At 43.8% G+C, this 14,450-nt stretch carries 11 protein-coding genes; 2 read left to right on the top strand and 9 right to left on the bottom strand.

Features of this window, described 5'->3' with window-relative positions; all coding sequences use genetic code 11:
- Nucleotides 1-127: 127 nt before the first annotated feature.
- Nucleotides 128-1,600 carry a stage IV sporulation protein A gene (gene spoIVA / locus ABE547_RS04785; protein WP_347377688.1) on the bottom strand — a complete coding sequence of 491 codons (1,473 nt, stop codon included), beginning with the start codon at nucleotides 1,598-1,600 and terminating at the stop codon, nucleotides 128-130.
- A gap of 168 nt (nucleotides 1,601-1,768) precedes the next feature.
- Here spoIVA and ABE547_RS04780 point away from each other — a divergent pair, with 168 nt between their 5' ends.
- Nucleotides 1,769-2,656 (top strand): LysR family transcriptional regulator, encoded by an 888-nt coding sequence (locus tag ABE547_RS04780; RefSeq protein WP_347377687.1) that lies wholly within the window; start codon nucleotides 1,769-1,771, stop codon nucleotides 2,654-2,656.
- A gap of 47 nt (nucleotides 2,657-2,703) precedes the next feature.
- On the opposite strand, the gene ABE547_RS04775 is transcribed toward ABE547_RS04780, so the two are convergent.
- From ABE547_RS04775 to der, 3 genes are read right to left on the bottom strand one after another with little or no spacing between them, the layout of a single operon-like run.
- Nucleotides 2,704-3,717, bottom strand: a complete 1,014-nt coding sequence (locus ABE547_RS04775) for an NAD(P)H-dependent glycerol-3-phosphate dehydrogenase (protein ID WP_347377686.1) — start codon at nucleotides 3,715-3,717, stop codon at nucleotides 2,704-2,706.
- An 18-nt stretch (nucleotides 3,718-3,735) separates the two neighbouring features.
- Nucleotides 3,736-4,383, bottom strand: coding sequence for a glycerol-3-phosphate 1-O-acyltransferase PlsY (gene plsY / locus ABE547_RS04770; RefSeq protein WP_347377685.1), 648 nt, complete (start codon nucleotides 4,381-4,383; stop codon nucleotides 3,736-3,738).
- Between the two features lie 2 nt (nucleotides 4,384-4,385).
- Nucleotides 4,386-5,714 carry a ribosome biogenesis GTPase Der gene (der, locus tag ABE547_RS04765; RefSeq protein ID WP_347377684.1) on the bottom strand — a complete coding sequence of 443 codons (1,329 nt, stop codon included), beginning with the start codon at nucleotides 5,712-5,714 and terminating at the stop codon, nucleotides 4,386-4,388.
- 158 nt (nucleotides 5,715-5,872) lie between these two features.
- Between der and ABE547_RS04760 the strand changes: the two genes are divergently transcribed.
- Nucleotides 5,873-7,042, top strand: coding sequence for a ribose-phosphate pyrophosphokinase (locus tag ABE547_RS04760; protein WP_347377683.1), 1,170 nt, complete (start codon nucleotides 5,873-5,875; stop codon nucleotides 7,040-7,042).
- A 147-nt stretch (nucleotides 7,043-7,189) separates the two neighbouring features.
- Here the strand turns inward: ABE547_RS04760 and ABE547_RS04755 are convergent, their stop codons facing one another.
- The 5 genes from ABE547_RS04755 to ilvD all read right to left on the bottom strand — a co-directional run bounded on the left by ABE547_RS04755 (nucleotide 7,190) and on the right by ilvD (nucleotide 14,422).
- Nucleotides 7,190-8,644, bottom strand: coding sequence for a polysaccharide deacetylase family protein (locus ABE547_RS04755; RefSeq protein ID WP_347377682.1), 1,455 nt, complete (start codon nucleotides 8,642-8,644; stop codon nucleotides 7,190-7,192).
- A gap of 116 nt (nucleotides 8,645-8,760) precedes the next feature.
- Nucleotides 8,761-9,924 carry a phosphoglycerate dehydrogenase gene (locus ABE547_RS04750; protein ID WP_347377681.1) on the bottom strand — a complete coding sequence of 388 codons (1,164 nt, stop codon included), beginning with the start codon at nucleotides 9,922-9,924 and terminating at the stop codon, nucleotides 8,761-8,763.
- A gap of 2 nt (nucleotides 9,925-9,926) precedes the next feature.
- The gene (gene serC, locus ABE547_RS04745) at nucleotides 9,927-11,009 is read right to left on the bottom strand and encodes a 3-phosphoserine/phosphohydroxythreonine transaminase (protein ID WP_347377680.1); all 1,083 of its coding nucleotides are present in this window, start codon (nucleotides 11,007-11,009) and stop codon (nucleotides 9,927-9,929) included.
- Between the two features lie 29 nt (nucleotides 11,010-11,038).
- Nucleotides 11,039-12,718 carry a biosynthetic-type acetolactate synthase large subunit gene (gene ilvB, locus ABE547_RS04740; RefSeq protein ID WP_347377679.1) on the bottom strand — a complete coding sequence of 560 codons (1,680 nt, stop codon included), beginning with the start codon at nucleotides 12,716-12,718 and terminating at the stop codon, nucleotides 11,039-11,041.
- A 30-nt stretch (nucleotides 12,719-12,748) separates the two neighbouring features.
- The gene (ilvD, locus tag ABE547_RS04735; RefSeq protein WP_347377678.1) at nucleotides 12,749-14,422 is read right to left on the bottom strand and encodes a dihydroxy-acid dehydratase; all 1,674 of its coding nucleotides are present in this window, start codon (nucleotides 14,420-14,422) and stop codon (nucleotides 12,749-12,751) included.
- Nucleotides 14,423-14,450: the final 28 nt, after the last annotated feature.

Below are 14,450 nucleotides of genomic sequence, written 5' to 3'. Positions count from 1 at the left end.
ACTGACATTTTCTCAAAAAGAAAAGAGGCCACATTCTATCATGCGACCTCATTGTCATGTGCCTATTATAAACACAAAGCATCTGGAAATTCAATACTTATTTCAAAATTTGTTTATTTTTTCACATTTATATAATAATGCATACCAGACCGCCGTTGCTGTCATTGACAATCTTCTGCATAGTATCCTGCAATTTCACCTGGCTCTCTTCATTGATCATCGCCATCTTACTCTGCATGCCATCCATGACCAGTTCTTCAATGGACTTTCCAAAGATACTGGTTCCCCATATGCCGCCGTCCCTGTCTTTTGCATCTTTAATATACTGTATCAGATCATTTGCCTGCTGTTCATTTCCTACGATGGGTGCAATCTCTGTCTCAATATTGGCCCGAATCAGATGTATGGATGGCGCCTCTGAATGAATTTTAACACCGAATTTATTTCCCTGTCGGATCACTACCGGCTCCTCCAGCGTGATCTCCTCTTTTCGTGGGCTTACTACTCCGTATCCTTTCATTCGAACTGCTGTAAAAGCGTCCCGGACTCCTTCGTATTCCATCTTCAGCTTTGACAGATCTTTCATTACCGTGATCAGTTCATACTGTCCCCCGATCGGTGTTCCTGTCATCTCGCTCAACATCTCGTAATAATACCTTTCAGCAACATTGATCCGGATCTTCACACATCCGGTATCCATCTCAACCTTCTCCACCTTCATGTCCTCGATATAAGGACTTTCCGGAACTTCTATTCCTTTCACCGCATCTTTGATTTCCCGGAAACGATCCATCAGTTCCCGGATATGTACCAGCAGATCCTGTTTGATCCTGTGAGAACGTGAAAGCATCTCCGCCCATTTGGGAATATAGAACTGCACTTCAGACACCGGGAATTCATACAGTACCGCTTCTATGATCCGGTAGATGTCTTCTTCTTTCAGCTGTTCACAGTTTACAGGCATTGCCTTCACACCATATTGCTGCTCCAGCTCCTGAGATACCTTTCTTGCCTCTTCTCCATATGGCTTTTGGGAATTCACCAATACAACAAATGGCTTTCCGATGCTCTGGAGCTCCCGGATTGTTTTTCCCTCTCCTTCCTTATAGTTTTCTCTTGGAATATCGGTAATACTTCCATCCGTTGTAATGACGATTCCGATCGTTGAATGGTCATGAATCACCTTGCGGGTTCCGATTCCGGCCGCTTTCGTAAACGGAATTTCATATTCGAACCAGGGCGTCTTTACCATTCGTTCTTCTCCGTCTTCTTCGTGCCCGGAAGCGCCTTCGACCATGTATCCCACACAATCGATCAGCCGGATCTTCACTGTCACATCCTCCGACAGCGTAATCTGTGCAGCTTCCTTGGGAATAAACTTCGGTTCTGTCGTCATGATCGTTCTTCCGGAGGCAGACTGTGGAAGCTCATCTCTTGTGCGTTCTTTTGCATGTTCATCCTGCATATGCGGTACTACAAGTACATCCATAAATCTTTTGATGAATGTAGATTTTCCTGTTCTGACAGGACCAACTACTCCGATATAGATCTCCCCGTTTGTTCTTGCCTTTATGTCTTTGTATAAATCAAAATTGTCCATATTTCTTCCCCTTCCGCATGTACTGTTAGAATATATGCAGTAATTTCCAGCCCTTAGAACTGATTTTCGGATATAATAATCTATAGATTTTATTCATAGGAAATTATTTGATGTTCATGTTAATATAATGTATATAATTACAACAATTGAAGAAAGGGGGCCGGATATATGAATCTGTATCATTTGAGATATTTTGTGACATTGGCCCATCTCGAGCACTATACAAAGGCTGCAGAGATTCTTGCAATCACGCAGCCGAGTTTGAGCCATGCGATTGCTTCTCTCGAAAAGGAACTTGGGGTTAAGCTTTTCGAAAAAGATGGACGGAATGTTGCACTTACCAAATGTGGACAGGCATTTCTCAAAGACGTTGAACAGGCGTTAAGCATGCTGGATTCAAGCGTCAGTAAACTTCAAATGACCGGAAACGGAGAAGGCCGTATAGATATTGTTGAACTTCGTACACTTAGCAGTGCCGTTGTTCCGAACTACATCAAAGGATTTCTTGACTCCAGGCCGGAGAAAAAAATTGATTTCTATTTTCATAGCTCCACAGGTGTTACAACCGACATGATACAGGGATTAAAAGACCGCAAATATGACATTGCATTTTGTTCCTTGATGGAGAACGAACCATTGATTGACTTTGTTCCTATCGTTCGACAGAAATTGGTTCTGATCGTACCGAACGGACATCCTCTTGAAAGATATCAAACCATCGAATTAAAGGATACACTTGAATATCCACAGATCGTATTTTCGAAAGGCTGCGAGCTTCGTCAGATCATTGATCAGCTGTTTATGAAGTGCGGAGGATATCCTCCAATTGCGTATTCCATGGAAGAAGACCAGGGAATTGCCGGACTCGTCAGCGCCGGATTCGGAATTGCAATTATCCCGGATATGCCGTTACTGGAATATATGCCTGTAAAAAAGATTGGAATCACTACCCCCTCCTGGGAACGTCTTTTCTACATGGCAACTTTAAAAGATATTTACCAGCCTCCGGTTATATTAGATTTCATTAAATATGTTAAAGAACATGCAGATCTGTAAATTCAGACTTAAAAAGGGACTGTTAATAATAACAGTCCCTTTGAGATCTATTCTTTCCACGGAAGAGCTGTATGCTCCGCTTTACTGTCACGAAGCATCAGTTCATTCACTGCTTCCTTAGGATCCTTTCCTTCAAAGAGGATTTCATTTACTTTGTCAATGATCGGCATTGCCACACCATATTTCTTTCCAAGTTTTGCGGCAGCCTTCGCAGAATATACGCCTTCTACCACCATCTGAACTTCATCCATCGCCTCCTGCATGGATTTCCCCTGCCCCATCAGGTAGCCGGCTTTTCGGTTTCGACTGTGAACGCTGGCACATGTAACGATCAGGTCTCCGATTCCGGTAAGACCGCTGAATGTTTCAATCGCTCCGCCCATCTTCACACCGAGTCTTGCAATCTCTGCGATTCCTCTGGTGATCAGAGCCGCTTTTGTATTGTCTCCATACCCCATTCCGTCTGCAATACCTGCTGCAAGTGCGATAACATTTTTCAGGCTTCCGCCAAGCTCCATACCCAGCATGTCCGGGCTGATATACACACGGAACACTTCATTCATAAACATCTCCTGCAGATATTTTGCAGTCTTTTCTGTGGTTGCTCCGATACATACTGTCGTCGGAAGACCCCGGCCTACTTCTTCTGCATGGCTTGGTCCTGACAGCACAGCCACATCTGCATGCGGAATCTCTTCTTTGATCTGCTGTGACAGAGTCATTAATGTATCTTCTTCAATTCCTTTTGCCACATCAACAATAATCTGTCCGTCTGCAACATACGGCTTCATATTGCGGGCAGTGCTCCTTGTATATGGTGACGGTACTGCCAGCACAATAAAGTCCTTTCCCTGAATTGCTGCTTCCATGTCTGAGGTAAATTCCATGTCCTCCGGAAGCTTTACTCCCGGAAGCTTGCTGGTATGTTCCCTCTTTTCTGAAAGCATACGGACTTCATCCTCACTGATAGACCATACGGTTACCTGATGATTGTTCTTGTGAAGCAATAGCGCCAGTGCAGTTCCCCAGCTGCCTGCTCCCATAATGCCTACATTTGCCATAATCATTCTTTCCTTTCTTTATTTACCTTTCCCAACACTGATCTTATTCTCTGTGCCGGATAAAAGTCTTTTTATATTCTCTTTATGCTTATAGAATGCAGATACCATCAGAAATGCAGCGATTGCATACATTTCATACAGATATCCTGCATTCGTAATGCCAAATCCCCCCATCCGGCCATATACAATCACACTCACCAGATAGATGATCACAACCGCAAGAGAACCAAGAGACACATATCTGGTCACTCCTACGATTCCGACAAACACTGCCAGACAGATCAGTACAATCCATATGTTCGTCGTACTGACGATCAGACCGGCCGTCGCAGCAATTCCCTTACCACCTTTAAACTTCAGGTAAAATGGATAATTATGCCCAAGCACTGCTCCCATTCCCGCATACATGGAAAGCATAGGAATCATATCCGGATGGCTCTTCCCATAGATCAGGTGTACAAGTACTACAGCAAATACGCACTTAAAACAGTCACCGAGAAATGTGACCAGTCCGGCCTTCCACCCCATCGTTCGAAGCGCATTCGTAGTTCCCGCATTTCCGCTTCCTGTTTTTCGAATATCGACTCCCTGTCTTTTTCCATAGATATAACCGGTCTGTATCAGTCCAAATGCATATCCAATTATCACACATATCAGACGTTCCATATCTAGCTATCCTTTTCCTTTCTCTCCCGTATAAAGAACTTCAGCGCTGTTCCTCTGAACCCAAATGCCTCACGGATCTTATTTTCCAGATATCTGGTGTATGAAAAATGCATCAGTTCTTTATCATTTACAAATATTACAAATGAAGGCGGCTTAACCGCTACCTGCGTAATGTAGAACAGTTTCAGTCTCTTTCCCTTGTCTGAAGGCGGCTGCTGCATAGCCACAGCCTCTGTCATGATCTCATTCAGTACACCGGTCGCCACCCTCATTGTCTGGTTCTCAATCACCATATCTATCATATCATATAATCTGTTCAGACGCTGTCCTGTTTCGGCAGAAACATACATAATCTCCGCATACGGCATAAACGAAAGTACACGACGAACCTCATTCTCATATTCACGCATCGTCTTATCGTTCTTCTCAATGGCATCCCATTTATTCACCACAACAATGATGCCCTTTCCACGTTCATGGGCAATTCCGGCAATCTTTGCATCCTGTTCGGTCACACCCTGCGTCGCATCAATCACCACAAGAACCACGTCTGCACGTTCCACAGCCGTCACCGTACGTATGATACTGTAACGCTCCAGTTCTTCCTTGATCTTGTTCTTTCTTCTGAGTCCTGCCGTATCGATAAATACATATTCTTTTCCATCGTGTACGATATCTGTATCGATCGCATCTCTGGTCGTTCCTGCAATATCTGACACGATGACTCTCTGCTCACCCAGAAGCTTATTGATAATAGAAGATTTTCCTACATTCGGCTTTCCTACGATTGCAACACGCGGACGCTCATCTTCTTCGCCTTCACCTGTGTGCTCCGGAAAATACTCGATCACGCGGTCGAGCATATCACCGATTCCAAGTCTTGAAGAAGCTGAGATCGGTGAAGGATCACCAATTCCCAGATTATAGAATTCATATACATCCGGCATAAATTTATCAAAATTATCTACTTTATTCACGGTAAGAACAACCGGTTTTCCGGAACGTCTGAGCATGTCCGCTACCTTGGAATCTGCATCCACCATTCCCTGTCTCACATCTGTAATAAAGATAATGACATCCGCAGTATCGATCGCGATCTGTGCCTGCTCCCTCATCTGTGACAGGATGATATCATTACTCTCCGGTTCAATACCTCCTGTGTCAATCAGGGTAAATTCTTTATCCAGCCAGGAAACATCTGCATAGATACGATCCCGGGTCACGCCCGGAGTATCTTTCACTATGGATATCATCTCACCGGCCAGTACATTAAAAAGGGTAGACTTTCCTACATTTGGTCTGCCCACAATAGCAACTACTGGTTTACTCATTTTAACTCTCCTCTATTTCTACTGTTTCTTTTTCCTTCAACTCTCTTATTATACATTACCTTTCCCAAATAGTTCAATCAGTAGTTGACCTTTTTATAGAAAAAGTGATATAAATAATTATGGATGTTATAAATACGAACGAAACAGGAGATTGTATCATGCCAAATATCAAATTAATGGAATCAGCGCTTCCGGTAGCTCCGCTTAAGATTGCGGCACTGGAATCCTGCCGGGAGCTTGGGGAAAAAGTAAATGATTATATTGTCCGGTTCAGACAAGATACATTGAAAGAATCCCTGGATTCCCCGCTTTACTACAACTATCAGCGAGACAACTATCTGATCGAATGTCCCTGTCCACGTTTTGGCTCCGGGGAAGCCAAAGGACTACTGAAGGAATCGATCCGGGGAACCGACCTCTTTGTTATGGTTGATGTATGCAACTACAGCCTGACTTACACTGTCAACGGCCACTTGAATCACATGTCTCCGGATGACCACTTCCAGGATCTGAAACGTATCATATCAGCGGCAAACGGAAAACCGCACCGTCTGAATGTAATTATGCCATTCCTGTATGAGAGCCGCCAGCACAAACGTACAAAGAGAGAGTCCCTTGACTCAGCACTGGCACTTCAGGAACTCGTAGAAATGGGTGTCAGCAATATTATTACTTTCGATGCTCATGATCCACGTGTTCAGAATTCCATTCCATTGCATGGATTCGACAATTTTAATCCGCCTTATCAGTTCATGAAAGCTCTGTTGCGGGCTGAGCCGGATCTTAAAGTTGACAAAGATCATCTGATGATCGTAAGTCCTGATGAAGGCGCTATGCATCGTGCCGTATACTTTTCAAATGTGCTTGGGGTTAATATGGGTATGTTCTACAAACGCAGAGATTACTCAACCGTAGTAAATGGCAAGAATCCGATCGTAGCACACGAATTTCTGGGAGATCGTATTGACGGAAAAGATGTCATCATCGTAGATGACATGATCTCTTCCGGTGAAAGTATGCTGGATGTCGCAAAACAGATCAAAGAACGTGGTGCAAACCGTGTATTTGTCTGCACCTGCTTCGGATTATTTACAGAAGGATTCGAAAAATTTGATGACTTTTATAATAAGGGTTACATCGATCGTGTCATTACGACGAATCTTACCTATCTGCCGCCGGTAACAAAGGAAAAACCATATTTTGTTGTTGCAGATATGAGTAAATTTATCGCTCTGATCATCGATTCATTTAACCATGATATTACCATTGGACAGGTTCTTGACCCGACCAAGAAGATCCATCAATTACTGGAGTCACACAAAGCATAACTTACAGCTTGTGACAGAATGGGCTGCCGAAATACAATCACATATAATCCGTAATTTTATAATTGCCACAAGAAAAGCTGAGATAAGCGAGTAAGCATCGAAGCATTCTTGTGGCAATTGCATATAGCAGGATAATCATATTCTGTTTTAAAAATCTGTATATACCTTTCCATTTTCCAGTATCTGCCCTTTTGCCTGTGCAAGCTCAGATACAGTTACCAGCTGATATCCTTCCTGTTCAAGCTTCGGGATCAGTTCCAGTGCCGCATCAATCGTCTCTTTATAGATATCATGCATCAGGATGATATCACCATCTTTCACATCATTCATCACGTTATCTACCGTCTGCTGCACATTTCTGGTCTTCCAGTCAAGTGTGTCAATATTCCACAGGATCATTGGTTTTTCCGCATTTTCACGCAGGGCATCGCTGACTGCACCATACGGCGGACGCATCACAGGCGCCTTGATTCCCGTTACATTTTTTATGTTCTGATCTGCCTGTGCAAGATCTTTTCGGATATCATCTCCACTCATTTTAGAAAGATTCGCATGTTCATAGGAATGGTTGCCAGTCTCACATCCATATTCTTTCATTCTCCTTACAGTATCCGGATAAGACGCTACATTTTTTCCCAGCATAAAAAATGTTGCATGCGCATTATACTGTTTTAATGCCTCCAGAAGATCCCCCGTTCTGGATCCCGGTCCGTCATCAAAAGTCAGTGCAACCATAGGTCTTGACGGATCCACCCGTTTTTCTCCTCTGGACAGCAGTTTTCCATTTTCATCAAATACACATTCAGCAAGGCCAATCTGCACCTTACCTGTCGACATTCTTCCGTCTTGATGGAAGAAATACTCCGAGTCATCCATTGTCATCCATCCTGTGACTGCAGCTCCGGACTCACTCAGATAGTAACTGTAATTATCATCCTGTACCCATTTTGACGTCTGAAGCACTCCATTCTCATCAAACAGATATTTCTTCTCACCAATCATCTGCCATCCGGTAGCTTTGATTCCTTCTTCATTCAGATAATACTGTTTTCCTTTGGAATTTACAAAACCATTTTTCATGTAAGTACCATCATATTTGCGAAATTTATTACCTTCCCAGTTACCCACTGGATTCTTCACGGTAAGGTTGCCGCTTTTCACATAAAAACGTACTTTTCTTTTCCATTCATCGTCCAGCTTTTCTGTAATCTTTTTATCCAGCTCTACTTTGATCGGATATATTCCCTCCTGTGTGGCATCTGCATTACATATGATCGTACATCCCTCTCCACTCTCAAGATCCTCTATCAGATTCTGTACTGAATACGTCTTTTCCTTATCCAGAAAGATCTGATCCGGCTTCTTTCTTCTTGATTCCGCATGGATCTTTATCTGCATCTGCGGAACATCTTCTCCCTGAATGATTTCCTGATCCTGAACCACGATCGTAAGTTGAACAGCACGATCCATCAGAATACGTATTTCTTTTTTCATAATCAAAACTGCACATAAAATAAGCAAAAGAGCAAGAACTCTTTTCACGGTTCTTACTCTTTTCCGGCTTTTTTTATGTCTTGCAATCCCCTCTTGCTTATTAGTCATATGTATATCACCCCTGCACTCGTATCACCATGATGTAATTCTTCTATGTAGGATAGCATACACTCTTTCAACTAATTAGGCAATTAAGGTATTCTTACAAATATATTAATTTTGAATTAAGAAATGACACGGACTCTTAATACATTGTTCACTTGCCGCAATTCCTCTGCAACACCCTCCGGTACTTCTGAGTCAACATCAATCATAGTATAAGCATATTTTCCTTTGCTCTTATTCGTAAGGTCTGCAATATTCATATTATCTCTTGCAAGGATCTTTGTAAACTGACCGATCATGTTTGGAACGTTATGATGCAAAAGAAGGATTCTCGTATTGTTGCCGCGAAGTCCCATATCACAATCCGGATAATTAACCGAATTCTTAATATTGCCGTTCTCCAGATAGTTCATCAGCTCTTTTACTGCCATCTTCGCACAGTTATCCTCTGACTCTTCTGTTGATGCTCCAAGATGCGGAATTACGATTGCCCCTTTTACACCGGCAATCTCCGGTGTCGGGAAATCCGTTACATAATGTTTTACATGTCCGGATACCAGTGCATCAACCATAGCTTCCTCATCCACAAGTACATTTCTGGCAAAGTTCAGGACAACCACACCTTTCTTCATGAGACCGATGGCATCCCGGCTGATCATACCTTTTGTACTGTCAAGTGCAGGAACATGTACAGTAATATAATCACACTGCTCATATAATTCATCCACATTCGTTGCATGGTGAACATTTCTGGAAAGTCTCCATGCAGAATCTACAGATACGTACGGATCATAGCCATAGACATCCATTCCCAGATGATCTGCAGCATTGGCAACCAGTACACCGATTGCACCAAGACCAATAACTCCCAGCTTCTTTCCCTGTAATTCACATCCTGCAAACGCTTTTTTAGCTTTTTCTGCATCCTTGGCAATATTGCCGTCTTCTTCATTCTCCTGAACCCAGCTGATACCGCCAATGATATCTCTGGACGCAAGAAGCATACCGGCAATTACCAGTTCTTTTACACCATTGGCATTGGCGCCTGGTGTATTAAATACAACAATCCCCTGCTCTGCACATTTTTCCAGTGGAATATTATTCACACCGGCTCCGGCTCTTGCAACAGCCTTCAGTTCCGGCGCAAACTCCATGTCATGCATGGCTGCACTTCTGACAAGAATTGCATCGGCAGTGTCCGGTGTACTTACCGGAGCGTAATTTTCTGTAAATTCTTCCAATCCTACGCCGGAGATTGGATTCAGGCAATGATACTTATACATGATTATAAATTCTCCTCTTCAAACTTCTTCATAAATTCAACCAGCTTTTCCACACCTTCGATCGGCATAGCGTTATAAATACTTGCACGCATACCGCCTACAGAGCGATGTCCCTTAAGGTTTTCCAGTCCGGCTGCTTTTGCTTCTTTTACAAATTTTGCATCCAGATCTGCATCTCCGGTTACAAACGGAACATTCATCAGTGAACGATCCTTTGGAACCACAGTTCCTTTAAACAGCCTGCTCTGATCAAGGAAATCATAAAGAATCTTGGCCTTCTGTTCATTTTTTACTTTCATAACAGCAAGACCACCCTGCTTTTTCAGCCATTTGAACACTTTGCCACAGATATAGATTCCATATGCCGGCGGTGTATTATATAAAGATCCGGCATCCGCATGCGTCTTATATTTTAACATGGTCGGTGTACACGGAAGAACATCGTCCGTAATCAGATCCTCTCGGATGATCACGATAACCGTTCCTGCAGGACCTACATTTTTCTGTACTCCTCCGTATACAACACCATATTTGCTGACATCGATCGGTTCAGACAGGAAGCAGGAAGATACGTCTGCCACCAGTGTCTTTCCCTTAGTATTAGGAAGTTCTTTGTACTTCGTACCATAAATTGTATTATTTTCACAGATGTAAACATAATCTGCATCTTCAGATACCGGAAGATCAGAACAATCCGGAATATAAGAAAATGTCTTATCTGCAGAAGACGCCAGAATGTTTACTTTTCCATACTTTTCTGCTTCGGCTGCAGCCTTTTTTGCCCATTGTCCTGTAACAATATAGTCTGCCACGCCATTCTTCATAAGGTTCATCGGAATCATAGCAAATTGCTGAGATGCTCCACCCTGTAAGAATAATACTTTATAATTATCCGGAATATTCATCAGATCACGGATATCGGCTTCTGCTGTCTCAATAATCTCCTTGAACGCCTGCGAGCGGTGACTCATTTCCATTACCGACATGCCAGTTCCGTTGTAATCTAACATCTCCTCTGCCGCTTCTCTTAATACTTCCTCCGGCAATACCGCCGGTCCTGCTGAAAAATTGTACACTCTGCTCATAGTTGTTCCTCCAATTCCCTTCGTCGTATTTACTTTCTGTCTTCCAGGTCTTTTTCATCAAATGCTTCATTGATTGGTGCGCCTGGTGCAACCATCGGCCATACCTTGTCATCACAGTCGATCTGACAGTCAATGACAACAGGCCTTCCCAGTGTAAGTGCTCTGGAAAATGCATCCCTGAACTCTTCCTGTGTTGTAACACGGATACCCTCTGCTCCCATAGCCTCTGCAAGTTTTACAAAGTCCACCGCGTCATTGAGTACCGTTGCCGAGTAACGCTGTCCGTAGAAAAGATTCTGCCACTGGCGAACCATTCCAAGTACATGATTATTGATTACTACCTGAATGACTGGAATATTATGGCGTACTGCGGTAGCAATCTCATTCATATTCATACGGAAACATCCGTCACCTGCTATATTTACAACCGTCTTATCCGGCTTTCCGACTTTTGCCCCAAGGGATGCGCCAAGTCCGTATCCCATGGTTCCAAGTCCGCCTGATGTCAGGAATGTTCTTGGTTTTGTATATTTATAATACTGTGCGGCCCACATCTGATGCTGTCCAACCTCAGTTACGATAATCGCCTCACCTTCTGTCTGACGATAGATCTCCTCTACAATATATGGTCCTGTCAGAACATCCGGATGGTAAGACAGCGGATATCTTTCTTTGTATTCCATGATCTTTTCGATCCACTCAGAATGATTCAGCTGCTCCAGTTCCTGATTCAGAATGCCCAGTACTACTTTGATGTCACCGACAACACCGTCTGTAATGATCACATTTTTATTCATCTCTGCCGGATCCACATCAATCTGAAGGATCTTGGCGTTCTTGGCAAATTTCTTCGCATTGCCGGTCACGCGGTCACTGAATCTCGCACCGACTACGATCAGCAGGTCGCATTCACTGACTCCGTAGTTGGAAGTCTTGGTTCCGTGCATGCCAAGCATACCTGTATACAGCGGATCATCTCCCGGAAATGCTCCTTTTCCCATCAGGGAATCGGTCACCGGTGCATCCACCTTCTTCACAAATGTATAGAGTTCTTCACTTGCACCGGAAAGTACAGCTCCTCCGCCCACAAATATGTATGGTTTTTTTGCTTTGCGAATCATCCGAAGTGCCGTCTGGATATCCTCCTGACATACATCTTTCCGTGGACATACCGGCTGTATCTCTGCTTTCCGATACTCTGCCTTATTAGCAGTTACATCCTTTGGAATATCGATCAGAACCGGACCCGGTCTTCCCTTTTTTGCAATCACAAAAGCCTTACGGATCGTGTCCGCCAGCTGTTTTACATCTTTTACAATAAAGTTATGCTTCGTGATCGGCATCGTAATTCCGGCAATATCAATCTCCTGAAAACTGTCCTTGCCAAGAAGAGAGACACCTACATTACACGTGATAGCAACAATCGGAATGGAATCCATATATGCGGTCGCAATTCCGGTAACCAGATTTGTTGCTCCCGGACCACTGGTCGCGAAACATACACCTACCTTACCGGTTGCCCTTGCATAACCGTCTGCTGCATGAGATGCACCCTGCTCGTGTGAGGTCAGGATATGTGTGATCTCATCGCTGTGTTTATATAACTCATCATATACATTTAAAATCGCGCCGCCCGGATACCCAAATACAGTATCTACGCCTTGTTCTTTCAGGCATTCGATCACGATTTCTGCTCCTGTTAACTGCATTTTCTCTTGTTCCCCTGTTCTATTATACTATTATTTAACTTTTGGTATTTCCAGAATTGCTCCTCTGTTGCCTGAAGTCACCATGGATGCGTATCTTGCAAGATATCCGGTTGTAACCTTTGGCTCTCTTGGCTGCCATGCTTCTTTTCTTCTTGCAAGTTCTTCCTCTGATACATCCAATTCAAGTTTCATGTTTGGAATATCAATCTTAATGATATCTCCCTCTTCAACCAGAGCGATCGGTCCGCCTACTGCCGCCTCCGGTGATACATGTCCGATGGATGCTCCTCTGGACGCTCCACTAAAACGTCCGTCTGTGATCAGTGCAACGCTGGAACCAAGTCCCATACCTGCTATCGCAGAGGTCGGATTCAGCATTTCACGCATACCCGGTCCACCCTTAGGTCCTTCATAACGGATTACAACGACATCTCCGGCAACGATCTTGCCGCCCTTGATTGCATCAATTGCATCCTCTTCACATTCAAACACTCTTGCCGGTCCTTCATGTACCAGCATCTCCGGAACAACCGCGGAACGTTTTACTACACTTCCATCCGGCGCAAGATTGCCCTTCAGTACGGCAAGACCGCCTGTCTGGCTGTATGGATTGTCGATCGGACGAATAACTTCCGGATTCTTGTTCACTGCATCCCTGATATTTTCACCAACCGTCTTTCCTGTTACTGTCATGCAGTCTGTGTGAAGAAGACCCTTTTTATTCAGCTCATTCATCACAGCATATACACCGCCTGCCTCATTCAGATCTTCCATATAAGTCGGGCCGGCCGGTGCCAGATGACAGAGATTCGGTGTCTTTTCACTGATACCATTTGCAAAATCAATCTCAAAATCCATACCGATCTCATGTGCGATTGCCGGGAGATGAAGCATACTGTTTGTAGAACATCCCAGTGCCATATCCACGGTCAATGCGTTCAGAATCGCATCTTCTGTCATGATATCTCTCGGACGGATATTCTTCTCCAGAAGTTCCATGACCTTCATACCTGCCTTCTTGGCAAGACGTATTCTCTCAGAATATACAGCCGGGATCGTACCATTTCCGCGAAGTCCCATACCAAGTACTTCTGTCAGACAGTTCATGCTGTTTGCTGTATACATACCGGAGCAGGATCCGCAGGTCGGACATACCTTATTCTCAAATTCACATAATCCTTCATCAGACAATGTCCCTGCCGCATTGGCTCCTACCGCTTCAAACATGCTGGAAAGACTTCTCTTCTGTCCCATGACATGACCTGCAAGCATCGGACCGCCGCTTACAAATATAGTCGGAACGTTTATTCTTGCTGCCGCCATCAAAAGTCCCGGTACATTCTTATCACAGTTCGGAACCATAACGAGGGCATCAAACTGATGTGCCATTGCCATCGCCTCTGTAGAATCTGCGATCAGATCTCTGGTTACCAGAGAATATTTCATTCCGATATGTCCCATTGCAATTCCATCGCATACCGCAATTGCAGGAAACATGATCGGTGTTCCGCCTGCCATGGCAACCCCCTGCTTTACCGCATTTACAATTTTATCCAGGTTCATATGTCCCGGAACGATCTCATTATAAGAACTGACGATACCGACCAGCGGACGGTTCATCTCTTCTTCTGTAAGCCCCAGTGCATTAAACAATGACCGGTGCGGTGCCTGCTGTTTTCCTTTTGTAACTGTATCACTTCTCATCTTTTTATATCCTTTCCTCTTCTATATC

Source organism: Dorea sp. YH-dor226, assembly GCF_039832105.1.
Taxonomy (GTDB): domain Bacteria; phylum Bacillota; class Clostridia; order Lachnospirales; family Lachnospiraceae; genus Dorea_A.
This window is presented reverse-complemented; position numbering and strand designations above follow the sequence as displayed.